The sequence below is a fragment of the Stenotrophomonas sp. YJH_SMC_10 genome, assembly GCF_059371555.1.
The window spans coordinates 147,104-164,213 of the sequence record NZ_JCAFUS010000006.1 but is presented as its reverse complement, the minus strand read 5'-3'; the positions used below and the strand labels follow the sequence as shown (position 1 = coordinate 164,213).

The 17,110-nt window shown below is 69.0% G+C and carries 9 protein-coding genes; 4 read left to right on the top strand and 5 right to left on the bottom strand.

The genetic code is table 11. The features are described 5' to 3' along the window. Nucleotides 1–405: 405 nt before the first annotated feature. Entirely contained in the window at nt 406–942 is a 537-nt protein-coding gene (locus AC5P9C_RS10465; protein WP_080355539.1) for a hypothetical protein, read from the bottom strand. Then, a complete protein-coding gene (gene mrcB / locus AC5P9C_RS10460; protein WP_049466504.1) occupies nt 939–3,368 on the bottom strand; it encodes a penicillin-binding protein 1B in 2,430 nt (809 codons plus the stop codon). The genes AC5P9C_RS10465 and mrcB overlap by 4 nt, the downstream gene beginning before the upstream one ends. A gap of 96 nt (nt 3,369–3,464) precedes the next feature. Between mrcB and AC5P9C_RS10455 the strand changes: the two genes are divergently transcribed. Further along, nucleotides 3,465–5,564, top strand: coding sequence for a glycosyltransferase (locus AC5P9C_RS10455; protein ID WP_103282532.1), 2,100 nt, complete (start codon nt 3,465–3,467; stop codon nt 5,562–5,564). On the opposite strand, the gene AC5P9C_RS10450 is transcribed toward AC5P9C_RS10455, so the two are convergent. After that, nucleotides 5,561–7,126, bottom strand: coding sequence for a hypothetical protein (locus tag AC5P9C_RS10450; protein WP_049466501.1), 1,566 nt, complete (start codon nt 7,124–7,126; stop codon nt 5,561–5,563). The genes AC5P9C_RS10455 and AC5P9C_RS10450 overlap by 4 nt on opposite strands. 31 nt (nt 7,127–7,157) lie before the next feature. Continuing rightward, entirely contained in the window at nt 7,158–9,314 is a 2,157-nt protein-coding gene (locus AC5P9C_RS10445; RefSeq protein ID WP_049466499.1) for a RelA/SpoT family protein, read from the bottom strand. Between the two features lie 130 nt (nt 9,315–9,444). Here AC5P9C_RS10445 and AC5P9C_RS10440 point away from each other — a divergent pair, with 130 nt between their 5' ends. After that, complete coding sequence (locus AC5P9C_RS10440; protein WP_414615281.1) at nt 9,445–9,969, top strand: hypothetical protein; 525 nt, start codon at nt 9,445–9,447, stop codon at nt 9,967–9,969. Nucleotides 9,970–10,044: 75 nt separating this feature from the next. On the opposite strand, the gene hrpA is transcribed toward AC5P9C_RS10440, so the two are convergent. Further along, nucleotides 10,045–14,127, bottom strand: coding sequence for an ATP-dependent RNA helicase HrpA (hrpA, locus tag AC5P9C_RS10435; RefSeq protein ID WP_206631991.1), 4,083 nt, complete (start codon nt 14,125–14,127; stop codon nt 10,045–10,047). 86 nt (nt 14,128–14,213) lie between these two features. Here hrpA and AC5P9C_RS10430 point away from each other — a divergent pair, with 86 nt between their 5' ends. Further along, entirely contained in the window at nt 14,214–14,762 is a 549-nt protein-coding gene (locus AC5P9C_RS10430) for a Dps family protein (RefSeq protein ID WP_005410730.1), read from the top strand. A gap of 515 nt (nt 14,763–15,277) precedes the next feature. Continuing rightward, entirely contained in the window at nt 15,278–17,083 is a 1,806-nt protein-coding gene (gene recQ, locus AC5P9C_RS10425; protein ID WP_343543610.1) for a DNA helicase RecQ, read from the top strand. The last annotated feature ends 27 nt before the right edge of the window (nt 17,084–17,110 follow it).

Genomic DNA, 17,110 nt, shown 5'->3' with positions numbered 1-17,110 from the left:
GGCCGCGGCATCCATGCCGCGGACACCCCGCAAACCCACAGTCCCCCGCCTTCGACAGTGTCCCGGTGACGGAGGCACGCGCTTCGTAGAGTCGAGCTTGCTCGGCTGGGTTATCAAAAGCGGTGGAGGGAACGGGGAAAGAGGATGAATTACCGCGCGCGCGCAGCGCGCGACCCGCTTTTGGTTTTCTTTTTCTTTTCCGTGGCTGGACGCACACGGAAACTGTCAGAGGCCGGGCGGGGTGGGTTCGCGGGGGTGTCCGCGGCATGGATGCCGCGGCCAAGCCCCCAGGGACGGGCTCACGGCGTCCCCCGCGAACCCACCCCGCCCGGCCAAGCGCGGCTTTTGCTTCTGGCTTCAGCGACCAACCCACAGCCACGAGGGGCTGCGCCGTTGGCTGGAAATTCAGTACCGCTTGATCCCCGGCACCGTGCAGCCTTCAATCTGCGCGTGCGCCGACACCGCATTCTCCTTCTCGCCCCGCGCCAGGCGCGACTGTTCGATCGTCGCCCAGTGCCGGCGGCACAGCGGCCCGGTCTTCGAACCCAGATCCACCGCCTTGCGTGCGAACGTCTCCGCCTGCGCCCACTGGCCCTGCAGCAGCGCCAGTTCAGCCCGCTCCTGCAGCACGGCCGGGTCCCCGGCCACGATGTCGAGCGCATGGTCCAGGCTGCTGGCGGCACCGGCCAGGTCGTTGGCCTGGCGCTGCGCCTGTGCGGTCAGCCGCAGGTCTTCCACCTGCGAATCACGCAGCGGCTGCACCGACAACTCCTTGTCATCCGGGCCCGCGGCCGCGTCCACCGCGGCCAGCCGCTGCGCCGGCGTCGTGGTATCCACCGGCTTGACCACCGGCGGTGCAGTACTGACGCAGGCGGCCAGGGCCAGGCTGAGGCCGGTCAGGGCAAGGGGCTGCAGCAGGATTCGCATGTTCATCGGCATCATCGGCTTGGCGGAGGAGAGGCGGCGGCAGGCTCGGCAGGGGCGTCCGGCTTGCGGTCCAGGCCGAACCAGCTGCGCCAGCCACCGCCCTCGCCTTCAGCCTCGCCCTGCCCGTCCGGCGGCGCGGCCGGTGCACACGGGGCGTAGGCCGGGGCATAGCCCACCACGAACGGGAAACGGCGCGCGCCGGGGCAGCCTTCATCGGTGCTGTTGAGGCCGGTCGGGGCGACCGACTGCCAGTCCAGGCCCTTGTTGCTGACCCGCAGCGGCGCGCTCGGCAGGCGCTGGAAGATGCCCGACCAGACCCGCATCGCACCGGTGGCGCCATACAGGCCGGCCTGCTCGTTCTGGTCGTTGCCGATCCAGATCACCGCCAGGTGATCGCCGGTGTAGCCGGCGTACCAGCTGTCGCGCCCGTCGTTGGTGGTACCGGTCTTGCCGGCCGGCTGCAGGCGGCCAAGGCCGTCGGCATTGAGCCGCTGCGCGGTGCCGCTGGCGACCACCTGCTGCAGGCCGACACTGATCAGGTTGGCGGCAATCGAGTCGCCTTCCTGTGCCGGTGCCGGCGTCTTGTCGTAACGCTTGAGCAGCTTGCCCTGCGGATCGAGCACGCCACGCACCGCGTGCAGCGGCTGGATCTCGCCGCCGGACGCCAGGAACTGGTACAGCTGCGCCATCGCGTACGGGCTCTGGTCGGTCGAGCCGAGGATCACCGCCGGGTTGGCGTCGGCCTTGATGCCGGCCAGGACATGGATCAGCTGGGTCACGCGCTCCGGGCCGACCTGCATGCCCACGCGCACCGTGGCCTGGTTGTAGGAATGCGCCAGTGCGTCGATCAGGCGCACCGTGCCGTGGCTGCGGTTGTCCGCGTTGCCGGGACTCCAGTTGCGGCCGCGGCCGAGCTGCACCGTCACCGGCGAGTCATCGACCCAGCTGGCCAGCGAGTAACGGTCCGGCTGCGCCAGGGCCAGCAGGTAGACGAACGGCTTGAGCAGCGAACCGACCGGACGCTGCGCCTCGATCGCGCGGTTGAAGCCGACCTCGGACACCTCGCGGCTGCCGATCACCGCGAGCACGTCGCCGTTGTGCACGTCGGTCAGCACCATGCCGGCCTGCAGCTCGGGGCGGCGCTTGCTTTCCAGCGACTTGATGGTGCGGGTCACCGCGCCTTCGGCGTAGGCCTGCGCGGACGGCGACATGCCGGTCATCACGCTCAGGCCCGCACCCTGCAGCGCCGATTCCGGGTAGTCATGGCCGAGCTGGCGACGGACCAGGTCAACGTAGGCCGGGAAGCGGTTGGCCGCGACCAGGCCCGGCGTCTTGGGAACGCCCAGCGGTGCCTTCAGTGCGCGCTGGTACTCGGCGTCGTCGATCAGCGTGGCCTCGTGCAGCTTGCCCAGCACGAAATTGCGGCGATCCAGCGCGCGCTCCGGGTTGCGCCGCGGGTCGTAGAAGGACGGTCCCTTGACCAGGCCGATCAGCAGGGCGATCTGCTCGGTCTCCAGCGACTGCAGGTCGCGGCCGAACCAGAACTCGGCACCGGAGGACATGCCATGGATCGCCTGGCTGCCGCGCTGGCCCAGGTACACCTGGTTGAGATAGGCCTCGAAGATGGTGCGCTTGTCGTAGCGCGCTTCCATGATCAGCGCGTACAGCACTTCATTGAACTTGCGGGTGATCGTCTGTTCCTTGCCGATGCCGAGCAGGCCGCTGCGGGCCAGCTGCTGGGTCAGCGTCGAAGCGCCCTGGCGGCTCTGGCCACCGGAGCGGATCGTCACCCACACGGCGCGCGCGATGCCGGACAGGTCGATGCCGTGGTGGCGGTTGAAGTCCTTGTCCTCCACCGCCTGCAGGCCGGTCACCAGCAGGTCCGGCGCCTCGTCCATGCGGATCAGCCGGCGTTCTTCCTGCTTCTGCCCATAGAGGGTGGCGATACGCGCCGGATCCAGCCGCGCCGCCTTCAACGCCTTGCGGCTGTCGGCGTCACGCAGCGAGGCCACGCCGCCATCGGCCAGCGTCAGTTCCACCCGGCGCGGGGCCACCCGGCCGTCAACGTCGTTGTAGCCGCGGCTGGCGATCACGAAGCGCCCGCCGTTCACCGCGTAGGTGGCCGGCTCCTTGCCCTGGCCGTCATCGCGGTAGGCCGAGGCGGCCAGCTCGGTCTTCAGCGTGGACGCATCCATCGCCTTGCCGGGGGTCAGTACCAGCGGGCGCGCGTACACGCGCGTCGGGATCTGCCAGCGCAGCTCGCCGAAACGCTGGGTCACCTGCTGGTTCAGGTACAGCGTATAGGGAATGAGGAACCCCAGTCCCAACGCGACCGCAGCCATGCTCCAGGTGATCAGCCGGCGCCGCCACAGCGGACCGCTGTCCTGCTGGTCGTCGTCGTCGAAATCGTCGATGTCGTCGGAATCGTAGCGTCGGGGCACGGGAATGCGAGAATGTAGGGTCTGGCGAGTCTACCCCAGCCGCTGCGGCTGGCGGGTTCTCCCGGGTTCCCCTGCTTAAGCTGGAGTTGCAACCGGATGGCGATGTCCCTGGCCGAGATCCGATACCTGATCAACCGCCTGTCGGGCCTGGCCCGCCGGAGCCTGGCAAGCCTGCGCACCCGTGGCTGGCGGGCCACCTGGCAACGCATCCGCGTGCACACCCAGCGCGCCGTTCCCGCACCGCGCACGCCGCTGTTCCTGCCGCCAGCCCAGGAGTTCGCCCCCTTCGCGGTGCCGTTCAGCGCGTCGCCGGAGGTGAGCATCATCATTCCGGTCTACAACCATGTCGACCACACCCTGGCCTGTCTGCGCGCGCTGGCGGCGCATCCGCCGGCGGCCGCATGCGAGATCCTGGTGGTGGATGACGGCAGCAGCGATGCCACCGTGCAGTGGATGCCGCAGGTGGCCGGGCTGCGCTATGAAGTACGCGAGCACAACGGCGGCTTCATCGACGCCTGCAACGATGGGGTGTCGCGCGCACGCGGCCGCTACGTGGTGCTGCTCAACAACGATACCGTGCCGCAACCCGGCTGGCTTGATGCCCTGCTGGATACCTTCGGCAGTGTGCCCGGCGCCGGCCTGGTCGGCAGCCAGCTGCTGTACCCGGATGGCCGCCTGCAGGAGTCGGGCGGCGTGATCTTCACCGATGGCAGTGGCTGGAGCTATGGCCGCTTCGAAGCGGCTGACGACCCGCGCTTTGCCAGCCTCCGCGACGTCGACTACTGCTCCGGTGCGGCGCTGATGCTGCCGCGCGCGCTGTGGCAGCAGCTGGATGGCTTCGATACCCGCTACAGGCCGGCGTACTACGAGGACACCGACCTGGCCTTCCGCGTGCGTGCACATGGCCTGCGCGTGCTGGTGCAGCCGGCCAGCCGGGTGGTCCACGACGAAGGCACCAGCAACGGCACCGACACCGGCAGCGGGGTGAAGGCCTACCAGGTGCGCAACCAGGCCATCTTCGCCGCCCGCTGGGCCGCCGAACTGGCCCGCCACCCGGCGGTCGGCGACGTGCCGTCGCCGGCGTTGCTGCTGCGCGGCCGGCGCCAGGTGCTGATCCTGGACGAGGAAGTGCCGCAGCCGGATCGTGATTCCGGATCGCTGCGCCAGGTCAATCTGATGCGCCTGCTGCTGCAGGGCGGTGCGCATGTGGTGTTCGTGCCGACCCGGCGCGAGCATGCCGGCGCGGCGACCGAAGCGCTGCAGCGGATGGGCGTGGAAGTCTGGTACGCACCGTTCCTTGACGGCGTGGCCGGCTGGTTGCGCAGCCACGGCTCGCGGTTCGACGTGGCGATGCTGGTGCGCCACCACGTCGCCCACGAGTGCCTGCCCCTGCTCAAGCGCTATGCGCCGCAGGCACGCACGGTGTTCGACACCGTCGACCTGCACTACCTGCGTGAACGCCGCGGTGCCGAAGTGGCCGGCGATGCGGCCCTGCTGCGCGCCGCAGAACGCACCCGCAGCAGCGAACTGGCCGTGATGGAACAGTGCGACATCACGGTGCTGGTCAGTGCCGCAGAGCGCGAGCAGCTGCAGGCCGATGCGCCACGGGTGCGGGTGGAGCTGATCTCCAACCTGCACGAGGTTGCCGGTGCCGGCGCGGCGTTCGAGCAGCGCCACGACCTGGTGTTTGTCGGTGGCTTCCGCCATCCGCCGAACCTGGATGGCATGCAATGGTTCATCGGCGAGGTCTTCGCGCGCATCCGTGCCCGCCTGCCGGAGGTACGCCTGCACTGCATCGGCGCGGCGGCCCCGGAATCGCTGCTGGCACTGGCCGCGCGCCAACCCGGCGTGCAGATGCACGGCTTCGTCGAAGACATCACGCCCTACATGGACGGCGCGCGCATCGCCATCGCACCCCTGCGGTTCGGCGCCGGAGTGAAGGGCAAGATCAACCTGAGCATGGCCCATGGCCAGCCGGTGGTCGGTACCACGTGCGCCGTGGAAGGCATGCACCTGCACCCGGGCAAGGATGTGCTGGTGGCCGACGACGCCGAAGGATTCGCCGATGCGGTGATCCGCCTGTACCAGGATCCGCAGTTGTGGCAACAGTTGTCCGACGCCGGTCTGGCCAATGTCGCCGAGCATTTCTCGCTCGAAGCCGCCCGCGCAACCGTGCAGCGCGTGTTCTTCGACTAGTCCACCCGTCCACCGGCGCGGCGCAGGCGATCTTCAAACGCCGGCAGTTCGGCCAGGTCCGGTTGCAGCAACCGCGCCTGTTCGGCGGCATGTTCGGCAAAGGCCAGGTCGCCGCTGCCGAGCCGTTCGCTGCCGATCGCCAGCCAGCGCTGGGCCAGGCGCAGCCGCGCCGAGGGCAACCCCGACGCAGTCGGTGACAGGGTCTGCCAGGCCTGCAGGCAGGCACCTGCGGCCTGTACGCGGTTCTGCCGCAGATTGTCGTCGAAGCAGCGGCGACTGGCGGGCAGCAGGCGCGCGGCAGCGGCCTTCACCCGCGCGTCGCGGGGCGCCAGTGACTGGGCTTCGCGCAGCGCGTCGAACGCGCTGTGTCCCGGCGGGCTGATCCACTGTCCTGCACGCTCGGCGCGCTCGATCTTCCGCAGGTGGTCGCGCAGCTGGCGTTCGCGCTGCGCACTGCTGACCGCAGGCTGCTGCAGGGCCTGTTGCGCCTGCCGCGCGCGCTGGAGGCGTTGCGTCAGCTGCTGCTGCACTGCCTGCGACGCCCCCAGCTCCACGGCCAATGCCGCATCACGTTGCGCCGCGTCGAACTGGAAATCGTCGGCGAGCTTCTGGCTGCGCGCCACCACCGCCTGCAAGGCCTGCTCACGCCCGCGCTGGGCGTTGGGATCATCGGCGGCCACCGCCAGCACCGCCAGGAAGCCCCTGGCCGCTGCGTCCAGCTGCTGCCGTTGCAACGAACGCTGCGCCTGCCGAAGGCGCTGGTCGACCGCGCGCGCCAGGGCTTCCTCGCTGGCTGGCAGATCGGCATGCCCGGCATCGAACTGACGGGCGCGGCGCAGGATCGCCGCTGCGTCGGCAAGCTCCCCTCGCCCGGCCCGCATGCGCGCCTGCTGCAGCAGGTCGCTCAATGCGTCTTCGCGCCCTTCCAGTGCGGGCAGGTTGTCCGGCTGCAGGGCCAGGATGCGTTGGAACAGGGGCAATGCACTGCTCTCGCCGTCATCCAGGCGCCCGGCCGCGAACGCATTGCGCGCCTGTGCCAGCAATGCCCCGATTCCCGCACCGGCACTGCGTCGCGCCTGCAACTGACGGGCAACCGCTTCGGCTTCAGCCTGCGGCACCTGCAGTTCGCGGGCCAGTGCCAGTGCCCGTGCACTGCCCTCCAGGTCATCGGCCTGCAGGCGGTCGCGGGCCTGTTGCAACGCTGCCGCGCCGGTATTGGCCAGGCCCTGGCGCGCCTGCGGCCGATCGCCATCCAGTGCCAGCACTGCCTGGTAGCGCTCGCGTGCACCGCTGCCATCAGCATCGCTCAGGCGCCCGGCGGCCAGCGCCCGATCCCCTTCGGCCAGCAGCTGTTCGATCTGCGGCTCATCCCAGAACCAATCAGCCAGCGGCTTGCGCAGCAGGACCAGCAGCACGAACACCGCCAGCGCTGCCAGCAGCGCCCAGCGCCAGATCCGGCGCGCATGGCGCGCCTGCAGCCACCACCAACGCCCCTCGCGGCGGACGCGGTCCAGCGCCGGGTGTTCAGCGCCATGCGGGCGATGCGGGGGCTCGCGTTCCATGCGTGCAAGGGTAGCCGGGGCAGCGTGAAGCTCAGCCGAGGCGACGTGCCTCGCTCACGCCCGGCAGCGCGTCGAGCTTGCCCAGCAGGGTCGACAGCTGGCCGTAATCGCTCACCTTCAGCCGCAGCCGCAGGTGCGCACGGCCGCTGTTGCGCACGTTGTCGCTGTGGATGTCGAGCACGTAAGCGTCCTCCTGGGCGATCAGGTTGGTGATGTCCTTCAGCAGCCAGCGGCGGTCGACGGCGTCGACCACCACGTCCACTTCATAGCCACCGCCGGCCTGGCCCCATTCCACCGGCAGGATGCGCTGCGGGCTGGTGGCCGCCAACCGGGCCAGCGCTGCACAGTCTGCACGATGCACGGTGACACCCCGGCTACGGGTCAGGTAGCCGACGATCGGCTCGCCGGCCACCGGTTGGCAGCAGCGTGCCAGCTGCACCAGCAGGTTGCCCACGCCCTGCACGGTGAACTTCGATTTGCCCAGATTCTCGCGACGCGCGGTCGGCCGCGGCAGGGTCGGCGCCGGCGGCGGCTGGCTTGCGGCGCGCTCCGCCTCCAGCAGCGCGCGGCTGACCTGGTTCGGGCCGGTATCGCCCAGCGCCACCTGGATGTACAGGTCATCGACACTGTCGGCATGGAATTTCTTCGCCGCGATGGCCAGGTCCGAGTGCTGCAGGCCCAGCCGCTTCAGTTCGCGCTCGAGCAGCTCGCGGCCGGCCTGCACGTTGCGCGCACGGTCCAGCTTGTGGAACCAGCTGCGCACCTTTTCGCGCGAGCGGTTGCTGGCCAGGAAGCCGTTGGCCGGCATCAGCCAGTCGCGACGGGGGTCGGCCTCCTTGCCGGTCAGGATCTCGACGCGGTCGCCACTGCGCAGGCGATAGGTCAGCGGCACGATGCGGCCGTTGACCTTGGCACCGCGGCAGCGGTGGCCGACCATGGTGTGCACCTGGTAGGCGAAATCAAGCGGGGTGGCGCCCTGCGGCAGGTCCAGCACCTCGTCCTTCGGGCTCAGTGCATAGACCCGGTCCTCGGTCAGCTCGGCATCGAGCGCCCCGGCCAGTTCATTGCCCTGCCCGTCCTGGGCCTGCTCCAGCAGCTGGCGCATCCAGGTGATCTTGCGATCAAAGGCCTTCTCGGCGCCCTTGCCGCCTTCCTTGTACTTCCAGTGCGCGGCGACGCCCAGCTCGGCCTGCGAGTGCATTTCATGGGTCCGGATCTGCACTTCGATGGTGCGCCCTTCCGGACCGACCACCGCAGTGTGCAGCGAGCGGTAGTCGTTGGCCTTGGGCCGTGCGATGTAGTCGTCGAACTCACTCGGTACCGGTGCCCACAGTGCGTGCACCACGCCCAGCGCGGCATAGCAGGCAGCGACATCGTCGACCATCACCCGCACTGCGCGGATGTCATAGAGCTGGTCGAAGGCCAACCGCTTCTTCTGCATCTTCCGCCAGATGCTGTAGATGTGCTTCGGCCGGCCACTCACTTCGGCCTTGATGCCCTGCGCGACCAGTTCGCGCGACAGCACCTTCTTGACGTTCTCGACGTAACGCTCGCGGGCGATGCGGGTTTCGTCCACCTCGCGGGCGATGCGGCGGTAGGTCTCCGGTTCCAGGTGGCGGAACGCCAGATCCTCAAGCTCCCATTTCAGCTGCCAGATGCCCAGGCGGTTGGCCAGGGGAGCGTGGATGTCACGGGTCAGCTGCGCCAGTGCGCGGCGCTGCCCGTCGTCCAGCTTGTCGGCCGCACGCATCCGCGCCAGCTGGCGTGCCAGCAGGATCGGCACCACGCGCAGGTCACGGATGATCGCCAGCAGCAGCCGGCGCAGGCCTTCACTGTTGCGCCCGGCCTCGCGGCCGGCATGCAGCGCCCACACCGGATCGGCGGCATCCTGGCCGTCGAGCAGGCCGATCACCGCCGCCTTGTGGTTGCCCAGCGGCAGCTGGTCCAGGCTGGCACGCAGGCCCGGCAGGTCAAACAGCAAGGCGGCCACCACCGCGCCTTCGTCGGCCGAGAGCATCGCCAGCGCGTCGAGGGTGTCGCCCAGCACCGACCAGGTGGCACGCATCTGGTGGTCGCACGCCGGCGCTTCCCAGTGCTCGCGCAGGGCCTGGCGCAGCGGAGCAGGCAGCACCGCTGCCGAAGGACGGTTCAACAAGGCATCCAGGCCGGGGACGGAAGCGCGGTTCACAGCATCGAGCAGGCAAGACAGAGGGCCCTACACTAGCGCCGGTACCGTTCAGGGACAATCACTGCGGCCACCACCACCCGGCATGAGGACATGCCGCTACACTCGCGAACATACCCAGGAGAGACCCGCCATGCCTTCGATTGCCCCGCGCGTCCGTCCACGGCTGCTGGCCTGTGCCGCCGTGCTGCTGTCCCTGTCCGCGCCTGCGCTGGCCCAGCGCGTGGTGGAGGGCGATCTGCAGCAGCAGATGTCGCCCGCCGAGTTCAAGGCCGCCGGCCTGGACAAGCTCAGTGCCGGTGAACTGGCCACGCTCAACCGCTGGCTGCAGGGCAAGGTCGAGGCGGCCACCACCCAGGCCGTCGCCGCCGCGCGCGAAGAAGGCCGCCAGGAAGTGATCAAGAAGAACCGCGGCTTCCTCGACTTCGGCAGCAGCGAGCCGATCGAAAGCAACCTGCAGGGCGAGTTCCGTGGCTTCGGCCAGGGCCACCGCTACGTGTTGCAGAACGGCCAGGAATGGGAGCAGATCGATGCCACGCAGTACTCCGGCGGCCGCAAGGATGCCCCGAAGGTCAGCATGCGCCCGGGCGTGATGGGCGCCTGGTACATGAAGGTGGACGGCGTGAACGTGCAGCCGAAGGTACGACGCACCAAATAGCGCCCGGGCATTCCGGCCGCGCCGGATTCATGCCTGGCCGCCAGGGTCGCCGGATGGGGCGACCCTGGGGCCCGATCAGGCCTGGCGCAGCGCGGCCACCCGCTGCGCCAGCTTCTTCGCCGAGATGCCGGTGCGCGCGCCCAACTCCTGCGCGAACAGCGACACCCGCAGCTCTTCCAGATCCCAGCGCAGCGCCTGCCATTGCGGGCGATCACGCAGGCCCTGCTGCTCGCCCGCCTCCAGCGCTTCCAGAAACGGATGCAGTTCCAGCATGCGCGCCTGGTCACGCGGCGGATCGCGTTTGGCGCGTTCGGTGCGCAGGATCATCGCCTTCAGGTAGCGTGGGTACTGTGCCAGCGCGTCGGCCGGCGTGTCGCGCAGGAAGCCGGGGTGGATCAGCCCGGCCAGCTGCGCTTCCATGTCGTCCAGGTTGCCGCGCGCCCAGCCCATCAGCGGCGCCTCCAGCATCGGCTTCAGTTCGGCCACCAACGCCAGGATGGTCTCGGCCAGCTTCAGCCGCGACATCGCCTCGCCAAACAGGGCCTTGGCAGCGTGTTCGCGACGCTGCTCGAACGCCGTCGCATCGCGGATTTCCTCCAGGCCCTCGGCCAGCACTGCATTCATCGCCGCATCGACCAGGTCGCCGCGCAGCCGCTCCTGCGATTCGATCGCCGCGTAGAGAAGACCGGTCTTGGCACCGACCGGCAACTGCTTGCGGGCCTGCTTCACCTTGTCGGCCAGGGCAATCTCGAGCAACCGGCGCACACCCAACGGGTGCGCTTCCTGCGCCTGCTGGCGGTCGGCGAAGATGCGCAGCGCCACGCTGTCGCCTTCGTCGAGCAGCGCCGGATAGGCCGGCACGCCGGCTTCGCCAGGCACCTGCAGCGGGATCGGCGTGGCCGGGAACGTACGCAGGCCATCGGCTGCCATCTCGCGCCCAGCGCGTGCAGCGAAGGCATCGCCGGCACGGCCACCGAATTTCGCGCGCAACGCATCCAGATCCCGCGAGGTTGCCAGCACCTTGCCCTGCTCGTCGCGCAGGCGCAGGTTCATGTGCAGGTGCGGCTCGATCGCACCAGGCTCGAAATCGAGCGCAGTCACCGTGGCACCAGTGGCGCGTGACAGGAAGCGCGCCAGCTCACCGGTGATGGCATCCGCGCTGGGCTGCGGAAACGCTTCGTAGAACGCGCGGCCAAAATCCGGCGCCGGCACGTAGTTGCGGCGCAGCGCCTTGGGCAGGCTGCGGATGAGTGCCGAGGCCTTGTCGGCGACGAAGCCCGGTGCCAGCCAACCCAGCTGCACCGGGTCCAGCGCGTTGAGCAGGTGCAGCGGTACGTCCAGGGTCACGCCATCATCGTCGGCGCCCGGCTCGAAGCGGTAATGCAGCGGCAGCCGCGCCTGGCCCAGCGCCAGGTACTTCGGATAGCGCTCCTGTTCGCTGCCCTCGCCTGGCAACAGATCAACCAGCGACCAGTGCAGGGACTTGCGCTGTTCCGGCGCCAGCCCCTTCCACCAGGCATCCAGGCCGGCGGCCGAATGGATCTGCGCGGGTACCCGGTCCAGGTACCAGCGCGCCTGCCAGTCCTCGTCGGCAACGATGCCGGCGCGGCGCAGCTTGGCCTCTTCCTCGCGGGCGATCTCCAGCACTTTCTGGTTGTCGGCCACGAAACTGGCGCGGGTATTGATCTCGCCGGTGACCAGCGCCTGGCGCACGAAGATGTCATGCGCTTCGCCCGGTGCGATGCGGCCGTAGTGCACCGGTTTTTTCGGCGCCAGCACCAGGCCGAACAGGCTGATCTGCTCGGACGCCAGCACCTGGCCCTGCGCGCGCGACCAGTGCGGGTCGAAGTGCTTGCGCAGCAGCAGGTGTGGCAGCTCTGCAATCACCCAGTCCGGCTCGATCGCGGCCAGGGTCATGCCCCACACCTTCTGCGTATCCAGCAGGTTGGCCACCAGCAGCCACGGCGGCGGCCGCTTGGACAGCGCCGAACCCGGGAACGGCAGGAAGCGACGCTGGCGCGGCGCCTGGAAATCGCCCTTCTCGGTGCGGTGGCCGATCTGCGTCGGCAGGCCCGCCACCAGCGCGCGGTGCAGGGTCTGGTAGGCAGCGGCACGCACACGTTCGCTGAAACCCCCTCCCGCCGGTGCCTGCTCCTTCTGCGCACGCACGGCCACCGGGGCCGGTGCGGCCTCGGCCTTGCCTTCGCGGGCCAGGCGTGCGGCGCGGTGCAGCTGGCCACGGGTCGCCTTCACCGCCGCCGCGTCATCGCGCGCCGGGGCCGGTGCACTGCTGCCGGCCAGCAGCGGCGCCATCGACGCCTCGCTGGCCTCTTCCTTCCAGCCCAGTTCCTCGCACAGCAGGCGCAACTGGCGATGCAGCTCGCGCCACTCGCGCATGCGCAGGAAGCCGAGGAAATGACGGCCGCACCAGTCGCGCAGCTTGGACTGGGTCAGGTCTTCATGGGCCTGCCGATAGGCATCCCACAGGCGCAGCACGCCAACGAACTCGGAACGGCCATCGGCGAACTGCGCATGCGCGCTGTCGGCCGCGCCGCGTGCTTCGGGCGGACGTTCGCGCGGGTCCTGGATGCCCAGGAACGAGGCGATCACCAGCATCGGCCGCAGGCAGCCGGCGGCCTGCGCGGCGACCAGCATGCGCGCCAGCTTCACGTCCACCGGCAGGCGTGCCATCTGCTTGCCGATGGTGGTCATGCGTCGCTCGGCGTCGATCGCGCCCAGTTCGGTCAGCTGCTGCCAGCCATCGGCTACCGCGCGCTCGTCCGGCGCTTCCAGGAACGGGAAGTCCTCGATGCGGCCCAGGCCGAGCTGCAGCATGCGCAGGATCACCCCGGCCAGGCTGGAGCGGCGGATTTCCGGATCGGTGAACTCCGGCCGCGCCTGGAAATCGGCTTCGGCGTACAGGCGGTAGCAGATGCCCTCGGCGATACGACCGCAGCGGCCCTTGCGCTGGTTGGCGCTGGCCTGCGAGATCGGTTCGATGTGCAGGCGATCCAGCTTGTTGCGCGGGCTGTAGCGCTTGACGCGGGCAAAGCCCGGATCGACCACGTAACGGATGCGCGGCACTGTCAGCGAGGTTTCCGCCACGTTGGTGGCCAGCACGATGCGCCGGTTCGGCCCGGGATTGAACACCCGGTCCTGGTCCTGGTTGGACAGGCGCGCGTACAGCGGCAGCACCTCGGTATTGCGGTACTTGCGCCGTTCCAGCGACTGGTGCGCGTCGCGGATCTCGCGCTCGCCGGGCAGGAAGATCAGTACGTCGCCGCGCGCGTCCAGGCGGGTGATCTCGTCGATGGCCGACACGATGGCGTCGTTGACGGTGCGTTCGCCCTGGTCTTCGCCCTCGCCCTCCAGCGCGCGGTAGCGCACTTCCACCGGGTAGGTACGGCCTTCCACGCTGATCACCGGCGCATTGTCGAAATGCTGGGCGAAGCGTTCGGTATCGATGGTGGCCGAGGTGACGATCAGTTTCAGGTCCGGGCGCTTGCGCAGCAGCTGCTTCAGGTAGCCCAGCAGGAAGTCGATGTTGAGGCTGCGTTCGTGCGCCTCGTCGACGATGATCGTGTCGTAGTTCGACAGCCAGCGGTCGCTGGCGATCTCCGCCAGCAGGATGCCGTCGGTCATGAACTTGATGCGGCTGTCTTCGCTGACCTTGTCGTTGAAGCGCACCTGGTAGCCGACCAGCTGGCCCAGTTCGCTCTGCAGTTCCTGCGCCACGCGGCTGGCCACCGCACGTGCGGCAATCCGTCGCGGCTGGGTGCAGCCGATCATGCCGGCCTGGCCACGGCCTGCGGCCAGGCACAGTTTCGGCAGCTGGGTGGTCTTGCCCGAGCCGGTTTCACCGGCGATCACCACGACCTGGTGGTCGCGGATCAGCCCGACGATGGCATCGGCTTCACGCGCAATCGGCAGCTGCGGGTCCAGAGTGATGGACGGCTGCTGCTGCGCCCGCACCTGCCGGCGCTGCACCGACGCCTGCAAGGCCTGCTCGAAGGTGGCGGCCAGCGCCGCATCCTGTGGCTTGGCCTGGCAACGCGAGAGCATCCCCAGCAAACGGCCCCGGTCGCGGCTCATGGCACCGTCGATGGCGGCACGCTGTTGGCGCAGGCGGGGCGACGGATTTTTATCGATAGAGTTCATCAATCGGTTCGTTCAAAACTTTGAAAGCGACCAGTCATCACGACCGGTTTATTGTGAAGGCCAACGATTCCACAAGGAGGAACCCCATGGCGAAGACCAAGAGCACGACCAAGGCCAAGACCGGCAAGCAGAAGCTTGCAGCGGCGGCACCGTCGGCGCCGAACATCGATATCGGGATCACCCAGGGCGACCGCAAGAAGATCGCCGACGGTCTGTCGCGCTTCCAGGCTGACGCGTTCACGCTCTACCTGAAGACGCACAACTTCCACTGGAATGTGACCGGGTCGATGTTCAACTCGCTGCACACCATGTTCGAGACGCAGTACACCGAGCAGTGGGCGGCACTGGACGATGTGGCCGAGCGCATCCGCGCGCTGGGCTTCAATGCCCCGGGCTCCTACCGGGAATTCGCTGCGCTGACCTCGATCGCCGAGGAACCGGGCCTGACCGACAGCGCGGACTGGCGGGAAATGGTACGCCAGTTGGTGGTCGCCAACGAAGCGGTCTGCCGTACGGCACGTGAAGTGCTGGAGGTGGCGGCCAAGGGTGACGACGCCCCGACCGAGGATCTGATGACCCAGCGGCTGCAGACCCACGAGAAGTATGCCTGGATGCTGCGCTCGCTGCTGCAGTAAGAGTTTGGGGGGCTCGGCAGGGCTGCGCCCTGCACCCGCGGTAGTGCCGGCCGCTGGCCGGCAACAGCAACAGCAGAAGCGGGTTTCCTGAGGGTAGGCGGGGTGGGCCCGGTGGCAGGGGACGCCGTAAACCCGTCCTTGGGGGCTTGGCCGCGGCATCCATGCCGCGGACACCCCTGCCACCGGACCCACCCCGCCTTCGACAGATTTCCGCGATCTGCCGGCAAAGCCATTGGGGTCGGATCCGTTTTCCGACGGAAAACGGATCCGACCCCATTTTGTTTGTCGATATCTGACAGATTTCATCCACGCATGGCGTGGATCTACCCGCCACCGGGCCAGGTCTGGGGGAGAGCCCCCTGAGTCAGGGGGCGGACGCGAAGCGGCGGGGGTCTGGGAGCTGGTAAGTGGGGCCCGCGTTTCGCGCAGCGAACCGTGGGAGCGGCAGCGCGCATGCGATGGCGCGTTCCCAGGGCGCAGCCCTGTCGACTCCCCCGCCGGGGTAAACTAGCCGGATGCCTTCCCGTCCCGCGCACGACCTGCTCCAACGCGTATTTGGTTACGACGATTTCCGTGGTCCCCAGCAGGACATCGTGGAGCACGTCGCTGCCGGTCACGATGCCCTGGTGCTGATGCCCACCGGCGGCGGCAAGTCGCTGTGCTACCAGGTGCCGGCCCTGCTGCGTGACGGTTGCGGCATCGTCATCTCGCCGCTGATCGCGCTGATGCAGGACCAGGTCGAAGCCCTGCGCCAGCTGGGCGTGCGTGCCGAGTACCTGAATTCAACCCTGGATGCCGAGACCGCCGGCCGCGTCGAGCGCGAACTGCTTGCCGGCGAGCTGGACATGCTCTATGTCGCCCCCGAGCGGCTGCTGACCGGCCGCTTCCTGTCGCTGCTGTCGCGCAGCCGCATCGCCCTGTTCGCCATCGACGAAGCGCACTGCGTGTCGCAGTGGGGCCATGACTTCCGCCCCGAATATCGCCAGCTGACCGTGCTGCACGAGCGTTGGCCGCAGATCCCGCGGATCGCGCTGACCGCCACGGCCGATCCGCCGACCCAGCGCGAGATCGCCGAGCGCCTCGACCTGCAGGAAGCGCGCCACTTCGTCAGTTCCTTCGACCGCCCCAACATCCGCTACACCGTGGTGCAGAAGGACAATGCCCGCAAGCAGCTGACTGATTTCCTGCATGGCCATCGTGGCGAGGCCGGCATCGTCTACTGCATGTCGCGGCGCAAGGTCGAGGAGACCGCCGAATTCCTCTGCGGCCAGGGCTTCAACGCCCTGCCCTACCACGCCGGACTGCCGCCGGAGGTGCGCGCCAACAACCAGCGCCGCTTCCTGCGCGAGGACGGCATCGTGATGTGCGCCACCATCGCCTTCGGCATGGGCATCGACAAGCCGGACGTGCGCTTCGTTGCGCATACCGACCTGCCCAAGTCGATGGAAGGCTACTACCAGGAAACCGGCCGCGCCGGTCGCGATGGCGAGGCGGCCGAGGCCTGGCTGTGCTACGGCCTGGGCGATGTGGTGCTGCTCAAGCAGATGATCGAGCAATCCGAGGCCGGTGAAGAACGCAAGCAGCTGGAGCGGGCCAAGCTCGACCACCTGCTGGGCTACTGCGAATCGATGCAGTGCCGTCGCCAGGTGCTGCTGGCCGGCTTCGGTGAGACCTATCCCCAGCCCTGCGGCAACTGCGACAACTGCCTGACCCCGCCAGCTTCGTGGGATGCGACCATCCCGGCGCAGAAGGCGCTGAGCTGCGTCTACCGCAGTGGCCAGCGCTTCGGCGTCGGCCACCTGATCGACATCCTGCGTGGCAGCGAGAACGAGAAGGTGAAGCAGCAGGGCCACGACAAGCTCAGCACCTATGGCATCGGCCGCGACCTGGATGCACGCACCTGGCGCAGCGTGTTCCGCCAGCTGGTGGCGGCCAGCCTGCTGGAAGTGGACAGCGAGGGCCACGGTGGCCTGCGCCTGACCGACGCCAGCCGCGACGTGCTGACCGGCCGGCGCCAGATCAGCATGCGCCGCGACCCGGCCAGCAGCAGCAGCGGTCGCGAGCGCAGTGCGCAGCGCACCGGCTTGTCGGTGCTGCCGCAGGACCTGGCCCTGTTCAACGCGCTGCGCGGCCTGCGCGCCGAACTGGCACGCGAACAGAACGTGCCGGCCTTCGTGATCTTCCACGACAGCACCCTGCGCAACATCGCCGAGCAGCGCCCGACCAGCCTGGATGCGCTGGCCCGGGTCGGCGGCATCGGCGGCACCAAGCTGAGCCGTTACGGCCCGCGCCTGGTCGAGATCGTGCGCGAGGAAGGGTAACGCCGGGCGCCCTGCAGAGCCGAGCCC